Source organism: Streptomyces sp. NPDC004065, assembly GCF_044903565.1.
GTDB lineage: Bacteria > Actinomycetota > Actinomycetes > Streptomycetales > Streptomycetaceae > Streptomyces.
Genome location: NZ_JBJDQT010000040.1, coordinates 24,706 through 45,183, shown reverse-complemented (window position 1 = coordinate 45,183; position 20,478 = coordinate 24,706). Strand labels below are relative to the sequence as shown.

The window sequence follows — 20,478 nt, the reverse complement described above, 5'->3', positions numbered from 1 at the left end:
GGGCAGCACCGCCGGGCAGCACCGCCGGGCCTCCGGCCCGGTCACCGAGCGGGAGTTGTTAAAGTCCGGCGGTGTTCTCCCTCCGTGAGCCCGCCTTCTTCGCCCGACTGCGCGAGGCGCGCCGAATCCTCGTGGCCGGCGCGGGCGGAGGCTTCGACGTCTACGCCGGGCTGCCCCTGGCCCTCGCCCTGCGGTCGGCCGGCGCCGAAGTCCACCTCGCCAACCTCTCCTTCTCCGACCTGTACGGCCTCGGCCCCGACTCCTGGGTCGCGGAGGACGTCGCCGCCGTACGGCCGGACACGCCGCTGCGCGGCGACTACTTCCCCGAGCGCTCCCTCGCCCGCTGGCTCAACTCGCGGGAACTGCCCGACACCGTGTACGCCTTCCCCCTCACCGGCGTCCGGCCGCTGCGCGCCGCCTACCGCGCCCTGCTGGAACACCTGGGCGGCGTGGACGCGGTGGTGCTGGTGGACGGCGGCACCGACATCCTGATGCGCGGGGACGAGTCCGGGCTCGGCACCCCGGAGGAGGACATGGCGAGCCTCGCGGCGGTCGCCGGCCTCGAGGAGGTCCCGCAACGCCTCGTGGCCTGCCTGGGCTTCGGGGTGGACGCCCACCACGGCGTGAACCACTCCCTCGTACTGGAGAACCTGGCCGCCCTGGACCGCGCCGGCGGCTGGCTGGGCGCGTTCTCCCTGCCCCGGGAGAGCCCCGAGGGCGCCGCCTACCTCGACGCGGTGGCCCACGCCCAGAGCAGCCACGCGAGCCGTCCGAGCATCGTGCACGGGTCCGTGGCCGCCGCCGTCAGGGGCGAGTTCGGCGACGTACGGTTCACCGAGCGGACCCGCGGCAGCGAACTGTTCGTCAACCCGCTGATGACGCTGTACTTCTGCGTCGACCTGCCCGCCCTGTCCCGCGCGAACCTCTTCCTGGACCGGCTGGAGGACACGGTCCTGATGCGCCAGATCAGCTCGGCCATCACCGGTTTCCAGGACGAACTGCCCCGCCGGCGGCCGCCCCGGACCTACCCGCACTGATCGCCGGACCATGGAGCAACGGGGGTCCGGTGCCTCATCCTTGGGGCATGGTCTCCTTCAGCCACACGGTGGTCCTCGAACCCGTTCCGCGGCCATGGCTCGTCGGCGCCCTGTCCGCGGTCCGCGCCGAACTGGAGGAACTCCGGCCCGACGGACAGCGGTTGCTGTTACCGGACGGCCGGCCGGTCCCGGACGTCCGGCTCGTCCGCGGACGGCATCTGAACCCCGGCGCCGCGTACGCCGTCCAGGCCGTCCATGCCGGTTATGCCGGCCATGCCGTCCCGGACGAGGAGGACGGCAAGGAGGCCGTACGGGACCCGGGCGCGCCGGCACCGCTCGCGCACCCGGACGCGTCGGCGCGGATCACGGTCAAGGAGTGGAACCGGCACCGCGGTGTCCGGCTCGCGCTGGCCGTCACCGAGGACGAGTTCGCCGTCGATCTGAACGCGGCGCTGAAGACCCTGGACCGCCCGGAACTGCTGGAGCTCAGCGGCCGGGCCCGCTCCGAGGACGTACCGCTCGGCCTGTCCCGGCTGCGAGGCCGGGCGGCACTGCGGCTGGACGACTGGTGGTCCGCCGCGCACACCGGACACACCTCGCCCTCCGTCCCGCTGACGGCGCGGGCGGACCACTTCCTGCTCCGGGGGGAGATACGGGCCGCACCGCGTCCGGCCGCCGGGAACGGTCCCCGCTGGGAGGTGCGGGTCATCGTCACCGTGCGCGGCCGGTCGCTGCTGCGCCCCCTCGTCGCCGTCGTCCTCCGCGTGACGGCGGGCCGCCTCCGCCGGGCCGTCACCGGCGCCCTGGACACCGCGGCCGGCGAGTGGAACCGGACGGTGCCCCGCCTGGTCGCCATGGACGCGGACCAGCTGCGGAACGCCCTGCGCCGCTGACAGAGGCGACCGGTACCGTCCCAGCCGTGGCAGAGGAACGAGGAAGCGGCAGTCGCCGGATGCCGCGGTGCGAGGGAGCCGACCGCCTCGTCACCGCCCTCGCCCCGACCTTCGCGCCACCCGGCCGCGCCAGGACGGCGGACGGTGCCGGGCAGCCGGACGGCACCGGCGAGGCCGCGGGACGCCACGGCGAGTACGCCCGCCTCGCACGCTGGCTGGAACCCCGGACCCGCGAGTACCGGGAACTCCTGCACCGCTCGGGCATGCACAGCGTGCAGGAGCGCATGCACGCGACCGGCACCCCACCGGTCGCCGCCATCGTCATCACCCGGGAACTCCTCGGCCCGGCCCACCACAGCCTGGACGACGCCCGCGGGGTGGTCCTCGCCGACCCGGTGTGGGACCGGCTGTCCGGCCTGTACGCACGCACCAGCGGCTGGCTGGACGACGCGCTGAAGGCTCTGTGAGTGAAGGAGGACCGGAGCCACCGCCGGGCCACCGGAGACTTGGGCCGCCAGCCCGGTACAGCCGGTGGCCCTCACCGGCCCCCGTGGACGAACCGCCCCACCACGGCCGTCAGTTGCTGCGTCCAGTCGTCCAGCTCGTCCTCGTCGTGGGTGGTGACGCGGCACGACCGGGTGCCGCCGTCCCGCAGATGGACGGTGACGGTCAGGGCCGGACGCCGGCCCGCCGTGGCGGTGTGCGTGACGGCGTGGACGGCGTACCAAGGAAAGTCGGTGGGGCGGCCGTTGACGCCGAAGGAGACGCCGTGCGCGTCGGCGACGACGGCGTTCTTGTGGTCCATCGCCAGGAACTCCTGCCCCTCGGCCGCCGTCCCGGGCGGCGGCCCGAACCCCTGCTGCGGGGGCATGGGCGGAGCGACCGGGTGGGGCGGGTACGGGGAGGGCGCGGACACCGTCGGCAGGGCCGCCGCGGCGGCGTACGGCGGGGGAGTGGCGGAATGGGGACCCGCAGCCCCCGCCGGCCCCGCAGCCCCGGTCGCAGAGGGAACTGCAGGGCCGGTCGCCGCCGGAGTCGCCGGGGCCGTGGGGGCGTTCGGCGAAGGAGTCCCGGGGCCGTGCGCAGGGGTCGTCGGCACGGCGGGGGCGTACGCGGTCGGCGTGTACGCGGGCGGTGCGGGCGGCGCGGCGGCACCTGGCTCCAACGGGGCGAGCAGATCCAGCAGTTGGGCCGCGCTGGGCCGCTGCCCGGCGTCCTTGGCCATGCACGCGGCCACGATCGGCCGCAGCGCCGCCGGGACCGCCGACAGGTCGGCCTCGTGATGGACCGACCGGTACATCATCATCATGGGCGTGCCCTCGCCGAAGGCGCTGCCGCCCGCCGCGGCGACGAGGACGGCGCCCAGCGCGAAGATGTCCGCGGCGGCGGTGACCGGAAGCCCCTCCGCCTGTTCCGGCGCGAGGAACCCGGGGGTGCCGAGGGCGACCCCCGTGACCGTGAGCCCGGAGCCCTCCAGCGCCCTGGCGATGCCGAAGTCCACGACCCGGGGGCCGTCGTCCGCCATGATGATGTTGCCCGGCTTGAGGTCGCGGTGGACCAGGCCGCAGTCGTGGATGGCCTGCAGCGCCTCGGCCAGCGCGAGCCCCAGCCCACGCAGGGCGTTCTCGTCCATCGGTCCGTGCGCGGTGAGCAGTTCGGCGAGGTTGGGGCCGGGCACGTAGGCCGTGGCGAGCCAGGGCGTCGGGGCGTCCGGGTCGGCGTCGACCACGGGCGCGGTGTGGAAGCCGCCCACCGTGCGCGCGGCGGTGATCTCGGCGCGGAACCGTTCACGGAACCCGGCGTCCCGGGCCAGTTCCGGCTTGGCGACCTTCACGGCCACGCTCCGCCCGCCCCGCGACCGCGCGAGATAGACGGTGCCCATCCCGCCCTCGCCCAGCACCCGTTCGATCGTGTAGGCGCCGATCTGCTGCACCCGAACCCTCCCCCTGCGCATCGTCCCGGGCCACCTTAGAGCAGCAGCGGACCCGGCGGTGCACCATGTCCTGACCGGCGGGCGGTACGAGAGCGCCGAGCCGTCGGCGGGCTGGAGCCCGGAGCCCGGGGGCCGGGGGCCGGGGGCCGGGACCCAGGGGCCGGGCCAGTACCGGCACCACCACCCGCCCCGGTGGCACGGCCGGGCGCCGGGCCCGCCCCGCGTTTAATCGGTACCGGCCCGCCCCCACCCTTCCCTACACTCACCACGTCTCGCGCGCCGCCCGGATCGGGGCGGCGCGCTCCGTGACCAGTCGAGGGGAGCCCGGCCGTGCGTGATCGCGGTGCCGTCGTCGTTCCCCCTTCCCGGTCCGAGGTGATCCTGGTGTCCCCGGTGCTCCGGTGCCCGCCGCGCGGCCGGCACCGGATGCCCGCGTAGAGGATCCGACCCGACTCGACTCGATCGCCGTTGCAAGGCCGTCGACCGCGGCCCGCGTTCGTCCTGTCCTCCTCCTGTCCTCCTCCGCGGGGAATCGCGCTGCCCTTTTCCGGACCACCGGTCACCAAGCACTCGGTCACCAAGCACTCGGTCACCAAGCACTCGGTCACCGAGCGCTCGGTCGCCGGACGGCCGGATTACCCGATCGAACCGAAAGGCCCGGGCCGTGCGCGGCAACGACACCCCTCGCCCCAACACCCTCGCGACCATCCGCAACCTCGGCATCCTCGCCCATGTCGACGCCGGCAAGACGACGCTCACCGAGCGGATCCTCTACGCCGCCGGAACCACTCACAAGCGCGGCGAGGTGCACGACGGCACCACCGTCACCGACTTCGACCCCCAGGAGCGCGACCGGGGCATCACCATCTTCGCCGCGGCCGTCACCTGCGCCTGGGACGGACACCGGATCAACCTCATCGACACCCCCGGGCACGTCGACTTCGCCGACGAGGTGGAGCGTTCGCTGCGCGTACTGGACGGCGCGGTCGCCGTGTTCGACGCCGTGGCCGGCGTCGAACCGCAGAGCGAGTCGGTGTGGCGGCAGGCCGACCGGCACGGGGTGCCGCGGATCGCGTTCGTCAACAAGATGGACCGGGCCGGCGCCGACCTCGACGCCGCCGTGGCCTCCCTGCGCGAGCGGCTGCACCCTGCCCCGCTGGTCGTGCAGTTGCCCATCGGCGCGGAGGACGGCTTCACCGGCGTGGTCGACCTGGTGCGCATGCGGACGCTGGTCTGGCCCGACGGCGGCGACACCGTCGAGACCGGCCCCGTGCCCGACGGCGGCCTGCGCGACGAGGCCCTGCGCCGGCGCCGGCTCCTCGAAGAGGCGGTCGCGGAACGGCATCCGGCCGCGCTGGAGGAGTTCTGCGAGCGCGAGACGGTCACCGCCGACACCCTCGCCCGCGCCCTGCGCGACCTGACGCACAGCGGCGACGGCGTCGTCGTACTGTGCGGCTCGGCCTACCGCAACCGCGGCATCGAGCCGTTGCTGGACGCCGTCGTGGCGTACCTGCCCTCGCCGCTCGACGTCCCCGCGGTGCGCGGCGAGACGTACGACGGCACGCGGCAGGAGCGGGCCGCCGATCCGCGAGCACCGCTGGCCGCGCTGGCGTTCAAGGTGCACGCCACCCCCACGGGGCGGCTCACCCATCTGCGGGTGTACTCGGGCACCATCGAGAAAGGAGACACCGTGTGGGACGCGACCGCGCGCCGCACCGAGCGCGTCGCGCGGATCCTGCGGGTCCAGGCGGACCGGCGGACACCGCTCGACCGTGCGGTCGCCGGTGACATCGTGGCCGTCGTCGGGCCGAAGTCGGTCCGCGCGGGGGCCACCCTGTGCGATCCCGCCGCGCCGGTCGTCCTCGAACCGCCGGGCAGCGCCGAACCGGTGGTGTCGGTCGCCGTCGAGGCACGTCGCGGCACCGACACCGACCGGCTGGCCGCGGCCCTCGCCCGGCTCGCCGAGGAGGACCCCTCGCTGGTGGTGCGGACGGACCCGGAGACGGGGCAGACCGTGCTGTCGGGCCGGGGCGAACTGCACCTTGAGGTGGCCACGGAACGGCTGCGGCTCGACCACGGGCTCGAGGTGAACGTCGGCCGGCCGCGCGTCGCCCTGCGCGAGACGGTCGTCCGCGGGGTGTCCGGTGCGGTGTACCGGCACGTCAAACAGGACGGCGGGGCGGGGCAGTTCGCCCACGTCGTCCTCGACGTGGAACCGCTGAGCGCCGCCGAGCCGGGCGGTTCCGCGCACGGTGACGGGGAGGAGGGTGACGGCTTCGTCTTCCGGTCGGCCGTCGTCGGCGGGCGCGTGCCGCAGGAGTACGTGCGCGCCGTGGCGGCCGGCTGCCGGGACGCCCTGGCCGACGGTCCGCTCGGCGGTCATCCGGTGACCGGGCTGCGGGTGACGCTGACCGACGGCGCCACCCATGTGAAGGACTCCTCCGAGATGGCCTTCCGCACGGCGGGACGGCTCGGTCTGCGCCAGGCGCTGCGCGCCTGCGCGATGCGTCTGCTCGAGCCGGTCGCCGAGGTCACGGTGACCGTGCCCGAGGACGCCGTGGGCGCCGTGCTCGGCGACCTGGCCGCACGGCGCGGCCGGGTCACGGGACAGGCCGTCCGCGCGGGAACGGCGGTGGTCACCGCCACCGTCCCGGTGGCCGAGCTGTTCGGCTACGCCGGCCGTCTGCGCGGCCGGACCCACGGCCGGGGCACCTTCACCACCCGCCCCGCGGGCCACGCCCCGGCCCCGGAGGGCCCGACGGGCCGGGTCGAGGGCCGCACCGGCCTCGCGACCCGGTGAACCGAGCGGGCCCCGCGAGCCGGGCGGGCCTCGCGAGCCGGTGAGCCGCACCGGCGTCGCGGCCCCGTGAGCCGAGCCGGCTCCCCTCCCCGCGCACGGGGAGGGGAGCCGGCGCTCCGGCCGGCGCGCACCGGGGAGGCGTCCGCGCTCCGGCCGGCGTTCGCCGGGTTCCGCGTCCTCCCCCTGCCAGACGTACGACAGACGTACGACAGACGTACGACAGGCGTACGACAGGCGTACGACTACCAGGGGGAGGACTGCGCGAGTCGGTGTGACGTCAGGGGTACGACACCACCGTCGAAGGCGTCGTCGACGTGCCCGACGTCGGCGTCCCCGTCTCGTTGATCACGTGCTCGTACTGCCCGTTGCCGCCCAGCGAGACCACCAGCAGGTCGTGGAAGCGCACGCCCGGCCGGCGCGGTGCCGAGAAGCCGTGGTGCTGCACGATCGCCGGATCGACGTTGTAGTAGCAGTAGCTGCCCAGGCCCCAGCCCTCGTGGGCGGTGACGCGGTCGCCGACCTTGTAGGCGGCGTAGCCCTTGACCCGGCCGTTGCGGATCGCGGCCTGGTTCGGGGCGTCGTAGGCCTTCTCGTTCTGGAAGAAAATGGTGCGGCCCCGCTCGCCGTACCACTGCACGTCGTACTTGTTGAAGTGCTCCACGAACAGGCCGGTGCACAGCACGTCGTCGCCGTTGACGACGAGGCCGTGGTCGGCCCGGTTGGTCTCCCAGCCGACGCCCGTGCCGTGGTCGGCGCGCCAGATCCAGGTGTGGTCGACGATGGTGTGCCGGCTGTTGATCACCATGCTCGTGGTGGCCCGCCCGGCGCCCGCCCCGCCGATGCGGACGAACACGTCCTGCACCGTGGTCGGGTCGGCCGCGTGGCTGCGCCAGGCACCGGGCGGGCCGACCTCCAGCAGGGTGGCGGAGTTGACCGGTCCGGCGTCGATCAGGAATCCGGCCAGGCGTACGCCGTCGACGTCGGCGACCTTCATCACCGTGGTGCCGCCCTCGGGGACCAGGGTGGCGTAACCCAGGCCCAGGACCACGGTGTGGGGCCGGTTGACCCGGATCGGCCGGTCCACGGGGTAGATCCCCGGGGTGAGCAGGAGATGGAGTCCCCGCGCGAGGGCCCGGTTGAAGGTGGCGGCGGTGTCCCCGGGCCGGGCCACGTAGAAGCGCGACAACGGCAGGGACGTACCCCTCGGTGTGCCGTTGCCCCAGGTGACCCCGCGGGCGTGGGTGCGCTTGTGCGGCAGGAAGACGCGGAACTCGCCCCGGGCGCCCAGGTGCAGGAACGGCTTCTCGCGCGAGACCGGGGTGGTGTCGAGCGTGGTGTACGGGGGGCTCGGGAAGCTCTGGGCGGGGGCGCCCCGGACGCCCGAGAAGACCATGTTCCACACGCCGTTGAGCCAGCTGCCGATCGAGCTGTCGCGGGTGTACCACTGCTGCTGCGAGTACGGGCCGACCTGGCCGTCGATCCGGCTGTCGGCGATGTAGCCGCCGCTCGCCCAGCCGTAGCCGGACGGCGCGAGGTCGAGACCGCCGCGCACGTGCATCCGGCGGAACGGCGCCGCCTGGGCGACGGCCCAGCGGTTGGTGCCGCTCGCCGGGACCAGGGCGAGGTTCTCGGCCGAACGCCAGAAGTTCTGCGTGGCGTTGCCGCCGAACCAGCCCGCGTCGACCGTGACGTCGCCGTGGATGGTCGTGTCGTCGGGGCTCAGACCGAGGCCGGCAACGGACGTGTAGAAGCCGATCTGCGCGTTCAGTCCGTGATAGGTGCCGGGCTTGAACAGCAGGGCGTGGCGGCCGGTGCCGAACTGCGCCGACTCCTGGCGGGCGAAGACCTCGTCCAGCTTCGCCTGGATGCCGGGCGTGGACGGGTCGAAGACCAGGACGTTCGGGCCGAGGTCGCCGCCGCCGCACAGGGGCCGCGACCCGGGCCCCCTGCTGACCGCGGAGGAGTCGGCTCGCGGGGCAGGGGCGGAGGCGGCTCGTGGGGCAGGGGCGGAGGCGGCTCGTGAGGCCGCCGACGCCTGCGGCGCGGACAGGCCGGCCAGCAGGGGAGCGGCCGCCGCGGCGGCGCCGAGTACGGCTCTGCGGCCCACACTGGGCTCGGGGGACTCCGGGGAGACTGGGGGCATGCGGCGGCTCTCCTGGTTCGGGAAGTGAACGGGGTGGGGTCTGAGAGCGCTCTCTCGCCGGTGAATGCTTCATCCGTGTGAACGAAGCGTCAAGAGGTGCGGCACGGATTCCGCCGACGCGCGCCAGTGCTCTGATGGGCCGTCAGTTCCACTGCGCCGCATGGGAGATGGGTTGGCCGTCGCCCGCGGGTGCGTGAACGGGTTGCCGAGACCCAACCGTTGCACACCGTTGCCGTACCCCTCCGTCGGGCGTTCGCCGCAGGTCACCGGGCGCGCGGCCGCGGTGTGCCGGGGGTCGCGGAACCGCCGTGGTCCCGGGGTGCGGATTCACCCGTGCCGGATCCCTTGACGGGTCCTCCGCGGAGGGTTTAACTCACGTCCTAAATTAAGCCATGAGGTGCTTCGGGAACCGAAGGGGCCGGGCGCGCGGCGCGCGTCCCGCCGGCCGGCGTCCGGGGCTTTCCTCGGGGTTCTCCACTCCCGGAAAGGGACACCAGGAGCCATGCGCAGCATCCGAGCCGCGGCCGTAGGCGCCGTCGCCATGTCTCTCGCCCTTGCCGCCTCGGCCTGCGGAGGCGGTTCGCCGACGGGCGGCGGGGACAACGCCTCACCGAAGACCCTCACCTACTGGGCCTCCAACCAGGGCGCGAGCATCGAGGTCGACAAGAAGGTCCTGCAGCCCGAACTCGACAAGTTCCAGAAGCAGACGGGCATCAAGGTCAAGCTGGAGGTCGTGCCCTGGTCGGACCTGCTGAACCGGATCCTCACCGCCACCACCTCCGGCCAGGGCCCCGACGTCTTCAACATCGGCAACTCCTGGAGCGCCTCCCTCCAGGCCACCGGCGCCCTGCTGCCCTGGGACGCGAAGAACTTCGGCAGGATCGGCGGCAGGGACCGCTTCGTCGACTCCGCCCTCGGCTCCACCGGCGCCCCGGGCAAGGACCCGGCCGCCGTACCGCTGTACTCGATGGCGTACGCGCTCTACTACAACAAGCAGATCTTCGCCGACGCCGGCATCGCCGAGCCCCCGGCCACCTGGGCCGAACTGGTCGCCGACGGCAAGAAGATCCAGGCCAGGGGCAAGCAGGTGCTCGGCGCCGAGGGCTCCAACGTCTCGGAGAACATCCACCACGTCTTCGTCTTCGCCCAGCAGCACGGCGCCGGTTTCTTCACCGCCGACGGCAGACCCGACTTCACCAACGACGGCGCGGTGACCGCCGTCAAGCAGTACGTCGACCTGATGGCCAAGGACAAGGTCATCCCGGCCGGCAACGCCGAGTACGCGCAGAACCAGTCGGTGAGCGACTTCGCCAAGGGCCGCACCGCGATGCTGCTGTGGCAGTCCGCCTCCGCCAACCTCGCCTCCCAGGGCATGAGCGCGGACGCGTACGGCGTCGCCCCGGTCCCGGTGCAGTCCGGCACCCCCGGAAGCGGCACCCAGGTCAACTCCATGGCCGCCGGCATCAACGTCGCCGTCTTCAAAAGCACCCACAACCTCGACGGCGCCACGAACTTCGTGAAATTCCTGACCAGCGACGACGAGCAGAAGATCCTCAACAAGGCCTACAGCTCCATCCCGTCGGTCAAGGGCGCCCAGTCCGACCCGGCGTTCAGCGCCCCCGCGACCGCGGTCCTCAAGAACACCCTCGCCACCAGCGCCGCGGCCCTGCCCCAGGTGGCCGACGAGTCCCAGTTCGAGACGACGGTCGGCACCGCCGTCAAGGAGCTGTTCGCGGACGCCGCCGCCGGGCGCGCGGTGACCACCGCCTCGGTGAAGGCCAAGCTGCTCAAGGCCCAGCAGCAGATGCCGGCGAAGTGAGCACGGACCCCGTCATGACGACCACCGCCCTCAAGGGGGCCGGCACGACGGCGGCGCCGGGCGGTACCGCCGGTGCGGCGGCGGCGCGCGGACCGCGCCGGATCCGCCGCACCGGCCGGATCCGCCGCGCCGGACTGCCGTACCTGCTGCTCCTGCCCGCCCTCGTCCTCGAACTCCTGGTCCACCTGGTGCCGATGGTGATCGGCATCGTGATGAGCTTCAAGGAGCTCACCCAGTTCTACATCCGCGACTGGGGCAGCGCGCCCTGGTCCGGCCTCGGCAACTACCGCGTGTCGGTGGACTTCGACGCCCCCGTCGGCGAGGCGCTGCTGCACTCCTTCCTCGTCACCGTCGGCTTCACCCTGCTGTCCGTCGCCCTGTGCTGGCTGCTCGGCACGGTCGCCGCGATCTGCATGCAGGACGCCTTCCGCGGCCGGGGACTGCTCAGGGCGCTGTTCCTGGTGCCGTACGCGCTGCCCGTCTACGCGGCCGTCATCACCTGGGTGTTCATGTTCCAGCACGACAACGGCCTGGTGAACCACGTCCTGCACGAGCAGCTGCACCTCACCGACCGGCCCTCCTTCTGGCTGATCGGCGACAACAGCTTCCTGGCCCTGCTGACCGTGTCGGTGTGGAAGGGCTGGCCGTTCGCCTTCCTCATCGTGATGGCGGGCCTGCAGAACATCCCGGGCGAGCTGTACGAGGCGGCCGCCCTCGACGGCGCCGGCGTGTGGCAGCAGATCCGCCGTATCACCCTGCCCTCGCTGCGGCCCGTCAACCAGGTGCTGGTCCTGGTGCTGTTCCTGTGGACGTTCAACGACTTCAACACGCCGTACGTCCTGTTCGGCAGGGCCGCCCCCGCCGCCGCCGACCTCATCTCCGTCCACATCTACCAGGCGTCCTTCGTCACCTGGAACTTCGGCACGGGCTCCGCCATGTCGGTCCTGCTGCTGCTGTTCCTGCTCGTGGTGACGGGAACGTACCTGGTGCTCACCTCACGCGGACGGAGGTCCGCCGATGCCTGACTCCACCGGACCCGCCCCCGTCGCCCCTCACAAGTCCCCGGACGGGACGGCCCGCAGAGCGCCGGGCGCGGCCCCCCACCGGTCCGCGACCGCGGCCCCCCGCCGGTCCCCGATGGCGCCCCCGCGGTCCTTCCTCTGGTCCCGGCGGATCTTCCTCACCCTGCTCACCGGCTTCGTCCTGGTGCCCGTCTACGTGATGGTCTCCAGCTCGCTCAAGCCGCTCGCCGACGTCACCGGCACGTTCCGCTGGCTGCCCAGCGGCCTGACCGTCCGCCCGTACATCGACATCTGGTCGACGGTCCCGCTCGCCCGGTACTTCGTGAACTCGCTCGTGGTGGCGGGCGCGGCGACCGTCTGCTCGGTGGTGATCGCGGTCTTCGCGGCGTACGCCGTCAGCCGCCACGCCTTCCGCGGCAAACGCGTCTTCACGGTCACCGTCCTGTCCACGCAGATGTTCCCCGGCATCCTCTTCCTCCTGCCGCTGTTCCTCCTCTACGTCAACATCGGCAACGCCACGGGCATCGCCCTGTTCGGCTCCCGGGGCGGCCTGATCCTCACCTACCTCACCTTCTCCCTCCCGTTCTCCATCTGGATGCTGATCGGCTACTTCGACTCCGTGCCGCGCGACCTCGACGAGGCGGCCCTGGTGGACGGCTGCGGCCCGCTCGGCGCGCTGTTCCGGGTGGTCGTGCCGGCCGCGGTCCCCGGCATCGTCGCCGTCGCCGTCTACGCCTTCATGACCGCCTGGGGCGAGGTGCTCTTCGCCTCCGTCATGACCAACGACACCACCCGCACGCTCGCCGTGGGCCTGCAGGGCTACTCCACCCAGTACGACGTCTACTGGAACCAGATCATGGCCGCCTCGCTGGTCGTCAGCGTGCCCGTGGTCGCCGGCTTCCTGCTGCTCCAGCGCTACCTCGTCGCGGGCCTCACCGCCGGAGCGGTGAAGTGACCGCCCACACCCCGACTCCCGAAAGGGCTTCCGTGTCCGACGCCATCGACCTCGCCGCGTTCCCGGACGACTTCCTGTGGGGTACCGCCACCTCGGCGTACCAGATCGAGGGAGCCGTCGCCGAGGACGGCCGTTCGCCGTCGATCTGGGACACCTTCTCCCACACCCCGGGAATGACCGACAACAACGACCACGGCGACATCGCCTGCGACCACTACCACCGCTGGCGCGAGGACATCGGCCTCATGCGGCGGCTGGGCACCAACGCCTACCGGCTGTCGATCGCCTGGCCCCGCGTCCTGCCGGGCGGCGACGGCCCGGTGAACCCCAGGGGCCTCGCCTTCTACGACGAGCTGATCGACGGCCTGCTGTCGGCCGGCATCGCCCCGTCCGTCACCCTCTACCACTGGGATCTCCCGCAGGTCCTCCAGGACCGCGGCGGCTGGCCCGAGCGCGCGACCGCCGAGCACTTCGCGTCCTACGCCTCCGTCGTCGCCGAACGCCTCGGCGACCGCGTCACCCACTGGACCACCCTCAACGAGCCGTCCTGCTCGGCGTGGATCGGGCACCTCGAGGGCACCATGGCCCCCGGCCTGACCGACCTGACCGCCGCCGTCCGCGCCTCCTACCACCTGCTGCTGGGCCACGGCCTGGCCACACAGGCGATCCGCGCCGCGAGCCCCGGCGCGCAGGTCGGCATCGTCAACAACCTCTCCACCGTCTTCCCCGCCACCGACCGCCCCGAGGACGAGGCCGCCGCCCGCCGCCAGGACGGCCACCTCAACCGCTGGTGGCTCGACCCGGTGCACGGCCGCGGCTTCCCCTGCGACATGCGCGAGGTCTACGGCGTCGAACTGCCCGAACGCCCCGGCGACCTGGACACGATCGCCGCCCCCCTGGACTGGCTCGGCCTGAACTACTACTTCCCGGCCACGGTCGCCGACGACCCCACGGCCCCCGCGCCCCGCGTGCGCACGGTCCGCCGCCCGGGCGTCCCGCGCACCGGCATGGACTGGGAGATCGACGCGAGCGGCCTCGAGACGCTGCTGCTCCGCCTCACCGAGGAGTACGGCGCGCGGCGGATCCACGTCACCGAGAACGGCTCGGCCTTCCCGGACGTGGTCCGCCCCGACGGCACCGTCGACGACCCCCAGCGCCAGGACTACCTGGTCAGACACCTCGCCGCCTGCGCCTCCGCGCTCCGCAAGGGAGCCCCGCTGGCCGGCTACTTCGCCTGGTCGCTGCTGGACAACTTCGAGTGGGCGTACGGCTACGACAAGCGCTTCGGCCTGGTCCACGTGGACTACTGGACCCAGGCGCGCACCATCAAGGGCAGCGGCCACCGGTACGCGTCGATCGTGCGGGCCCACAGGAGGCGGACGCGGAAGGCGGCGTGAGGGGGGCTCCTTTCTTCTGGGGGCGGCGCCCCCCTGACGCCTGAACCACCTGAGCCGGGTGCCGCCCAGGGCTGCCGGGTGCCGCCGCCCTCTGACACCTGAACCACCTGAACCGGGCGCCGCCTAGGGCTGCCGGGCGCGCCGGTGACCGTTGCCCGCCGGTGCGGTGCGGCGGGTGGCGCGGGCGTAGCCGGCCGCCGTGGCGAGGAACACGGCGAGGACCGCGGACGGGGCGGCGGCCGTCACCCAGGCCGGGTCGCCCTCCGGCCCGGCCACGGCGTGCAGGGCCGCCACGGCCACGGCGGCGGCCACCCCGCAGCCGACGACGGCCGCGACGACGTACCGGGAGGGCCCGGCGCCGGACGACGGCGGGTTGTGGCCCAGCCGTGCCCAGTGCCGGGCGGTCTCCCGCGCCTCCCGCCGGCGCCGCACGGCGGCCTGCAGGCGCAGGCCGGCCGTCGCGGTGGCACCGACGACGGCCGCGCAGAACGGCGTCCACCAGCCGTCGGCCACCAGCAGCAGCACGGCGAGGACACCGGTGCCGGCCCAGCCGGTCAGGCAGGCCGCCGCGGCGAGACGGCGGGAGTCGGGCCGGTCGGCGCCGGCCCGCAGGTCGGCCAGGGCCGGCAGGTACCAGACGCAACCCGCGGCGGTCAGCGCCGCGGCTCCCAGGGCGGCGACGGCGTGCGACACGGCGGCCTACCTCGCCGCTTCCAGACCGGCCGCACCGGCCGCACCGGCCGCGCGCACCGCGTCGGTCTCGTCCGTCTCGTCCGCCCCGGCGATCTCCGGGTGGTGCAGGTCGAACGCCGGGGACTCGCTGCGGATGCGCGGCAGGGACAGGAAGTTGTGCCGCGGCGGCGGGCAGGAGGTCGCCCACTCCAGCGAACGCCCGTAGCCCCAGGGGTCGTCGACGTCCACCTTCTTGCCGTACTTGGCCGTCTTCCAGACGTTGTAGAAGAACGGCAGGATCGACAGGCCCAGCAGGAACGCGCCGATGGTGGACAGGGTGTTGAGGGTGGTGAAGCCGTCGGCGGCGAGGTAGTCGGCGTAGCGGCGCGGCATGCCCTCGACGCCCAGCCAGTGCTGGACCAGGAAGGTGAGGTTGAAGCCGACGGTGAGCGTCCAGAAGGTGATCTTCCCGAGCCGCTCGTCGAGGATCTTGCCGGTGAACTTCGGCCACCAGAAGTGGAAGCCGGCGAACATCGCGTACACCACCGTGCCGAACACCGTGTAGTGGAAGTGCGCCACCACGAAGTACGAGTCGGAGACGTGGAAGTCCAGCGGAGGCGAGGCCAGGATGACGCCGGTGAGACCACCGAAGACGAAGGTCACGAGGAAGCCGGTCGCCCACAGCATCGGCGTCTCGAACGACAGGCTGCCCTTCCACATGGTGCCGATCCAGTTGAAGAACTTCACCCCGGTGGGGACCGCGATCAGCAGCGTCATGAAGGAGAAGAACGGCAGCAGCACACCACCGGTGACGTACATGTGGTGCGCCCACACCGTCACCGACAGGCCCGCGATGGCGATGGTCGCGCCGATCAGGCCCACGTAGCCGAACATCGGCTTGCGGGAGAACACCGGGACGACCTCGGAGACGATCCCGAAGAACGGCAGCGCCAGGATGTACACCTCGGGGTGGCCGAAGAACCAGAACAGGTGCTGCCAGAGCAGCGCGCCGCCGTTGGCCGGGTCGAAGACGTGGCTGCCGAACCGGCGGTCCATCTCCAGCGCGAACAGCGCCGCGGCCAGCACGGGGAAGACGATCAGCACGAGGAGCGCGGTCAGCAGCACGTTCCAGGTGAAGATCGGCATGCGGAACATGGTCATGCCGGGCGCGCGCATGCAGATGATCGTGGTGATGAAGTTGACCGCGCCGAGGATGCTGCCGAACCCGGACAGCGCGACACCCATGATCCACAGGTCGGCGCCGAGGCCCGGCGAGTGGACGGCGTCCGACAGCGGCGCGTACAGGAACCAGCCGAAGTCGGCGGCCCCGTCGGGGGTGAGGAACCCGAACGCGGCGATCGACGAGCCGAACAGGAACAGCCAGAACGCGAGCATGTTCAGCCGCGGGAACGCCACGTCCGGGGCGCCGATCTGCAACGGCATGATCCAGTTCGCGAAGCCGGTGAACAGCGGCATCGCGAACATCAGCAGCATGATCGAGCCGTGCATCGTGAACGCCTGGTTGAACTGCTCGTTCGACATGAGCTGCAGCCCGGGCCGGGCCAGCTCGGCACGCATCATCAGGGCGAGCACACCGCCGATGGCGAAGAACACGAAGGCGGCGACGAGATACAGCGTCCCGATCTTCTTGTGGTCGGTGGTGGTCAGCCAGTCGATCCACGACGGCCGTGGGGCCGCGGTCTCCGCCCCGCCGGCCGCCTCCCGGCCCACCACCGGGGAAGCGGCCGGCGCCCCGTCCCGGTCCGACTGCCGCGCCTCCGCGGCCTTTGGTATCCGCACCTCGTCCACCGGACGGTGCCCTCCCGATCTGCTCGGTTCATCGACGAACGACGAGCCCGGAAGTGCTCAGGCGAGGAGAACGGACCCGGCCCTTCCCGGCCGCCGCCCCATGATCGCCGCAGGGGGGAGGGGTCCCCCTAGGGCCGAACAGCCCCCCACCCGCCCCGCCGCTCGGCCCCGGGGGCCCGGGACCTTCGCCGGGGGGAGGGGGACGGAGGGCCCTACCGCCGCCGAGTTGCGGCGGTCGCCGGACGGGCTCGCGGTCCGCGCGGGGTCTGTGGGCACGGCGTCCAGAGCCTGCGCCCCGCTCCTGAGCAGGGCCTCCGTGCACCTTGGCGGGGTTCTCCCGCCCACCTGCGGGGCGGTCTCTGGCGCACCCGTGGCGGTCTCACGCGCACCCACGAGGGCCTCTCACACCCCCCGCAGGAGGTCTCGACCACAGGTGGCCTTGGACACAATATGCCCATTTAGGGCGCATCACTGCGTATAAGTGGATGAGGCGCTGCTTGCGCTCCCCGTGCGAGCAGCCACATCGATTTCAGGCACCGAGGGCAAGGAGAGGCGTTTGATCACGGCGCGTACACGACGGACCAGGCTGGTGACCGCGGCCGGCGTAATCGGCGGCGTGCTCGCGGTTACGGCCCTCGGCGGCACCAGCGTGGCCGCCACCGGCGGCAACGACGCCGGAAAGCCCCCGGCCCCGGCCCCGCAGGTCGCCTCGCAGGCCACCCCGCAGGCGGCTGCGCAGGCGGCTTCGCAGGCCACCCCGCAGGAGGCTTCGCAGGCGGCTTCGCAGGCGGCCCCGCAGGCGGCCCCGCAGGCGGCTTCGCAGCCCTCGCCGGGCCCGGCGACCACCCAGGACGCTTCCGAGGCCCGGATAAAGATCAGGCCCGGCCAGGGCGCCCACAACGTCGGGATCAACGGCCCTGTCAAGGTCACCGTCACCGACGGCAAGCTCACCAAGGTGACCATGACCGCCGTGGCGACCGGTGCCGAGGTCAAGGGCTCCCTGTCCGCGGACGGCACGTCCTGGAAGCCGGACGGCCCGCTGAAGCGGGCCACCAGGTACCAGATCGCCGCGGAGGCGAAGGACGCCCAGGGCCGCACCGCCACCGAGAACGCGACGATCACCACGGTCTCCCCGGCCAACGACTTCGTCGGCCATGTGTTCCCGGAGAACGGCTCGACCGTCGGCGTGGGCATGCCGGTGTCGGTCACCTTCGGCACGGCGATCGCCAACAAGGCCGCCGTGCAGTCGAAGATCCAGGTCAGCTCCAGCAGCGGCCAGCGCGTCGTCGGCCACTGGCTCAACGACGGCCGCCTGGACTTCCGCCCCGAGAGCTACTGGAAGCCCGGCTCCACCGTCACCGTCAAGCTGAACAGCCACGGCGTCCGCAAGGCGGTCACCTTCAAGATCGGCCGGAGCCAGATCAGCACGGTCGACGCCAAGACCAAGAAGATGACCGTCGTGCGGAACGGCAAGACGATCAGGACCATCCCGATCTCGGCGGGCAGCCCCGAGCACCCGACGTACAACGGCCGGATGGTCGTCTCCGAGAAGTTCCGGCACATCCGGATGAACGGCGCGAGCGTGGGCCTGACCGAGAAGAACGGCAAGCCCTCCTACAACATCCAGGCCGTACCGCACGCCATGCGCCTGACCGACTCGGGCACGTTCATCCACGGCAACTACTGGGGCGCCCCCTCGGTCTTCGGCAAGGTCAACACCAGCCACGGCTGCGTGGGCCTGAAGGACGTCAGGGGCGGCGGCGACGCCAAGCAGCCCGCCGCGTGGTTCTTCGACAACTCGATGATCGGCGACGTCGTGATCGTCAAGAACTCCCAGGACAAGACCAAGCTGGCCCCCGACAACGGCTTCAGCGACTGGAACATGCCGTGGAGCGAGTGGGTCGCGGGCGGCGCGACGGGCTGACGCCGGGGCACGTCCACGCACCTGACAACGAGCTTCCCCGCCGGGTGGCGGCCGGCAACGCGCCGGCCGCCACCCGCGCTCGTCCTCGTGGGCGGGGCGTCGTGCGGCCTGTCCCGTGGGCACGGCCGTCCGGAGCTCCTCGGCCGGGCCGGCGGTCGGTGGTGACGACGTTGAACACTTCCAAGCCGTGGGGCGCGGAGGTGGTGGTGTGCAGCCGTTTGGCCGCCCATCTGCCTGAGGGCTGGGCGGCCGGCACGGCGTTGCGATTTTCGCAACCGTCCTCTATGGTGAATCCATGAGCGAGTCCGTAATCGATCGTGTGCGAACCGTCATGAAAGCGGCCTCGGTCAGCCAGGGAGCCTTCGCCGAAGCGATCGGACTGACGTCCGACAAGCTCTCCAAGTCCCTGGCGGGCGTCCGAAGATTCACGTCCTACGATCTGGCCAGGATCGCGGAGTACGGCGACACCACTGTGGACTGGCTGCTGACCGGCCGTGAGCGGCAGCGCCCGGCTTTCGCGGCCCGTACGAGTTCGTCGGCGCTCGGCGAGGGGGGCCGCGGGAGGCTGAAGGACCTGGTCGAGCGCTTCACCACAGCGTACGAAGTGATCGGTCTCCTCGGCCGGTCCCCCGAGCTGCCCGAGCTGCCGCGGGTGCGACCGGACCTCCGGCGCTACGTCGATCAAGGCATGGCCCTGGCGGAGGACGTGCTCGCCCGCTTCAGGGCCGAGGGCGTGCCGAAAGTCGGCGAACTGGACACCGCGGATCTGCTGCAGCTCATCGAGCGCGTGTTCGGTGTGGACGTGTCGAAGACCGGCCTGCCCGACGGACTCGACGGCGCCGCCTGGCAGGCCGACGGCTTCCGGCTCATCATGATCGCTCTGACCGACGTGCCGACCCGCCAACGCTTCACCCTCGCTCATGAACTCGGGCACATCCTGGCCGGCGACGCTCAGGATTTGCTGACGGAGTCGCATCTTTCCCCGGGCCACCAGAAGGACCTGACCGAGGTGCGCGCCAACGTGTTCGCCGCCAACCTCCTCATGCCACGAAGCGAGATCATGTCGGCGGTGGAGAAGGGTGAGCTCACGGATGAGCGACTCACCCGGCTGGTCGTGCGTTTCCAGGTGTCACCCAGCGCGCTCGCGGCACGGCTGAGCCAACTCGGCGCCATCACCGCGGTGACGGCGAGCAGACTCCGTGGGCTCACGACACAGACCTGTCACTGGCTCACCGGTCAGAGCGACCTTTACGAAGCACGCAAGTCGTGGTCACGAGCCAAACGGCTACCGTTCCGGCCGGCCCACATTCTTTACGAGGCGTACCTGGCCGGAGACACGACCCTCCGTCCACTGGCCGCGTACACGGGCCTGGACGTCGACGCGGTCCGCGCCATGCTGGAACCGGAACCCGTCCCGCAGGACGAGGCGGCCTCGAGCGTGACCGTCGCTGAAGGGGATCTGGCCTTCCAACCATGACGCGCCACTGCTGGTTTCCCGACAACACGGTGCTGTGCAACTTCGCCGCCGTGAACCGCATGAGTCTGCTGGAAAAAGTCCTCGACGGCCGCGGCCGCTGGACACAGGCCGTCGCGGCCGAGGCCGAGCAGTCGAAGCGGTACTTACCGAGGCTCGGTGAGGTCATCGACGGCGGATGGCTCGGTGCACCGATCGAGATCGACGACCCCACCGAAACAGCCCTGGTCGACCGCATCCGCCGTATGGTCTTCGCGGGATCACCGTCCCAGCCGCTGAAACACCTGGGTGAGGCCGAGACACTGGTCGTCATCGAACACCGCGGTGAGTTCGCGCATTCGGTGTGGATCACGGACGACGGCGAAGCGGGGCACTATGCCCGCCGCAGGGGCATCCGGGTCAAGAACACCGTCGATGTCATGAGGGAGGCCGTGGTGGACGGCCTTGTCCCGGCCGACGACGGCCACGGCCTCCTGCTGAGGATGCAGCAGTCCGGCCGTCATCTGCGCGGCGTTCCCCCGAGACCGGCGGATCTGCTGCGTTAAGGGAGCACGGTCGGCCGGTTCGTCCACGCGACCACGAGATGGCCGTCGGGTGAGG

At 72.2% G+C, this 20,478-nt stretch carries 15 protein-coding genes; 11 read left to right on the top strand and 4 right to left on the bottom strand.

All coding sequences use genetic code 11. From position 1 onward, the window contains the following. Nucleotides 1-71 precede the first annotated feature (71 nt). Genes ACI2LW_RS31015 through ACI2LW_RS31005 form a run of 3 tightly spaced genes read left to right on the top strand, consistent with a single transcriptional unit; the run spans nt 72 to nt 2,397 of the window. Nucleotides 72-1,037 carry a DUF1152 domain-containing protein gene (locus ACI2LW_RS31015; protein WP_404734572.1) on the top strand — a complete coding sequence of 322 codons (966 nt, stop codon included), beginning with the start codon at nt 72-74 and terminating at the stop codon, nt 1,035-1,037. A 47-nt stretch (nt 1,038-1,084) separates the two neighbouring features. Next, the gene (locus ACI2LW_RS31010) at nt 1,085-1,930 is read left to right on the top strand and encodes a hypothetical protein (RefSeq protein WP_404734571.1); all 846 of its coding nucleotides are present in this window, start codon (nt 1,085-1,087) and stop codon (nt 1,928-1,930) included. A gap of 26 nt (nt 1,931-1,956) precedes the next feature. Continuing rightward, nucleotides 1,957-2,397 (top strand): hypothetical protein, encoded by a 441-nt coding sequence (locus ACI2LW_RS31005; protein WP_404734570.1) that lies wholly within the window; start codon nt 1,957-1,959, stop codon nt 2,395-2,397. 71 nt (nt 2,398-2,468) lie between these two features. On the opposite strand, the gene ACI2LW_RS31000 is transcribed toward ACI2LW_RS31005, so the two are convergent. Continuing rightward, entirely contained in the window at nt 2,469-3,863 is a 1,395-nt protein-coding gene (locus ACI2LW_RS31000; RefSeq protein ID WP_404734569.1) for a serine/threonine-protein kinase, read from the bottom strand. A 664-nt stretch (nt 3,864-4,527) separates the two neighbouring features. Between ACI2LW_RS31000 and fusA the strand changes: the two genes are divergently transcribed. Further along, on the top strand, nt 4,528-6,663 hold the full coding sequence (gene fusA, locus ACI2LW_RS30995) for an elongation factor G (RefSeq protein ID WP_404734568.1): 2,136 nt from the start codon (nt 4,528-4,530) through the stop codon (nt 6,661-6,663). A 277-nt stretch (nt 6,664-6,940) separates the two neighbouring features. On the opposite strand, the gene ACI2LW_RS30990 is transcribed toward fusA, so the two are convergent. Then, entirely contained in the window at nt 6,941-8,806 is a 1,866-nt protein-coding gene (locus tag ACI2LW_RS30990) for a coagulation factor 5/8 type domain-containing protein (protein ID WP_404734567.1), read from the bottom strand. A gap of 502 nt (nt 8,807-9,308) precedes the next feature. On the opposite strand from ACI2LW_RS30990, the gene ACI2LW_RS30985 reads away from it, so the two are divergent. The 4 genes from ACI2LW_RS30985 (at nt 9,309) to ACI2LW_RS30970 (ending at nt 13,999) form a co-directional block, all read left to right on the top strand. Further along, complete coding sequence (locus tag ACI2LW_RS30985) at nt 9,309-10,625, top strand: ABC transporter substrate-binding protein (RefSeq protein ID WP_404734566.1); 1,317 nt, start codon at nt 9,309-9,311, stop codon at nt 10,623-10,625. Between the two features lie 14 nt (nt 10,626-10,639). Further along, the gene (locus ACI2LW_RS30980; RefSeq protein WP_404734565.1) at nt 10,640-11,650 is read left to right on the top strand and encodes a carbohydrate ABC transporter permease; all 1,011 of its coding nucleotides are present in this window, start codon (nt 10,640-10,642) and stop codon (nt 11,648-11,650) included. A gap of 112 nt (nt 11,651-11,762) precedes the next feature. Then, on the top strand, nt 11,763-12,602 hold the full coding sequence (locus ACI2LW_RS30975; RefSeq protein ID WP_404734587.1) for a carbohydrate ABC transporter permease: 840 nt from the start codon (nt 11,763-11,765) through the stop codon (nt 12,600-12,602). Between the two features lie 32 nt (nt 12,603-12,634). Further along, the gene (locus ACI2LW_RS30970; protein WP_404734564.1) at nt 12,635-13,999 is read left to right on the top strand and encodes a GH1 family beta-glucosidase; all 1,365 of its coding nucleotides are present in this window, start codon (nt 12,635-12,637) and stop codon (nt 13,997-13,999) included. Nucleotides 14,000-14,122: 123 nt separating this feature from the next. Here ACI2LW_RS30970 and ACI2LW_RS30965 read toward each other — a convergent pair whose 3' ends face one another. Together ACI2LW_RS30965 and ctaD are read right to left on the bottom strand one after the other, a co-directional pair. After that, a complete protein-coding gene (locus ACI2LW_RS30965; RefSeq protein WP_404734563.1) occupies nt 14,123-14,692 on the bottom strand; it encodes a hypothetical protein in 570 nt (189 codons plus the stop codon). A gap of 6 nt (nt 14,693-14,698) precedes the next feature. Continuing rightward, nucleotides 14,699-16,348, bottom strand: a complete 1,650-nt coding sequence (gene ctaD, locus ACI2LW_RS30960) for a cytochrome c oxidase subunit I (protein ID WP_404734586.1) — start codon at nt 16,346-16,348, stop codon at nt 14,699-14,701. A gap of 688 nt (nt 16,349-17,036) precedes the next feature. Here ctaD and ACI2LW_RS30955 point away from each other — a divergent pair. From ACI2LW_RS30955 to ACI2LW_RS30945, 3 genes are all read left to right on the top strand, one after another. After that, nucleotides 17,037-18,404, top strand: coding sequence for an Ig-like domain-containing protein (locus ACI2LW_RS30955; RefSeq protein WP_404734562.1), 1,368 nt, complete (start codon nt 17,037-17,039; stop codon nt 18,402-18,404). A 295-nt stretch (nt 18,405-18,699) separates the two neighbouring features. Beyond that, nucleotides 18,700-19,881: a helix-turn-helix domain-containing protein gene (locus tag ACI2LW_RS30950; protein WP_404734561.1), complete on the top strand. Its 1,182-nt coding sequence runs from the start codon at nt 18,700-18,702 to the stop codon at nt 19,879-19,881. Then, nucleotides 19,878-20,423 (top strand): hypothetical protein, encoded by a 546-nt coding sequence (locus ACI2LW_RS30945; RefSeq protein ID WP_404734560.1) that lies wholly within the window; start codon nt 19,878-19,880, stop codon nt 20,421-20,423. Before ACI2LW_RS30950 ends, ACI2LW_RS30945 begins: the two co-directional genes overlap by 4 nt. Nucleotides 20,424-20,478: the final 55 nt, after the last annotated feature.

What these genes read in the sequence shown, in the direction of transcription:
- ACI2LW_RS31010 (WP_404734571.1), top strand. Translation starts at nt 1,085, where the DNA reads ATGGTCTCCTTCAGCCACACGGTGGTCCTCGAACCCGTTCCGCGGCCA.
- ACI2LW_RS30990 (WP_404734567.1), bottom strand. Translation starts at nt 8,806, where the DNA reads ATGCCCCCAGTCTCCCCGGAGTCCCCCGAGCCCAGTGTGGGCCGCAGA.
- ACI2LW_RS30985 (WP_404734566.1), top strand. Translation starts at nt 9,309, where the DNA reads ATGCGCAGCATCCGAGCCGCGGCCGTAGGCGCCGTCGCCATGTCTCTC.
- ACI2LW_RS30980 (WP_404734565.1), top strand. Translation starts at nt 10,640, where the DNA reads ATGACGACCACCGCCCTCAAGGGGGCCGGCACGACGGCGGCGCCGGGC.
- ACI2LW_RS30975 (WP_404734587.1), top strand. Translation starts at nt 11,763, where the DNA reads ATGGCGCCCCCGCGGTCCTTCCTCTGGTCCCGGCGGATCTTCCTCACC.
- ACI2LW_RS30950 (WP_404734561.1), top strand. Translation starts at nt 18,700, where the DNA reads ATGAGCGAGTCCGTAATCGATCGTGTGCGAACCGTCATGAAAGCGGCC.
- ACI2LW_RS30945 (WP_404734560.1), top strand. Translation starts at nt 19,878, where the DNA reads ATGACGCGCCACTGCTGGTTTCCCGACAACACGGTGCTGTGCAACTTC.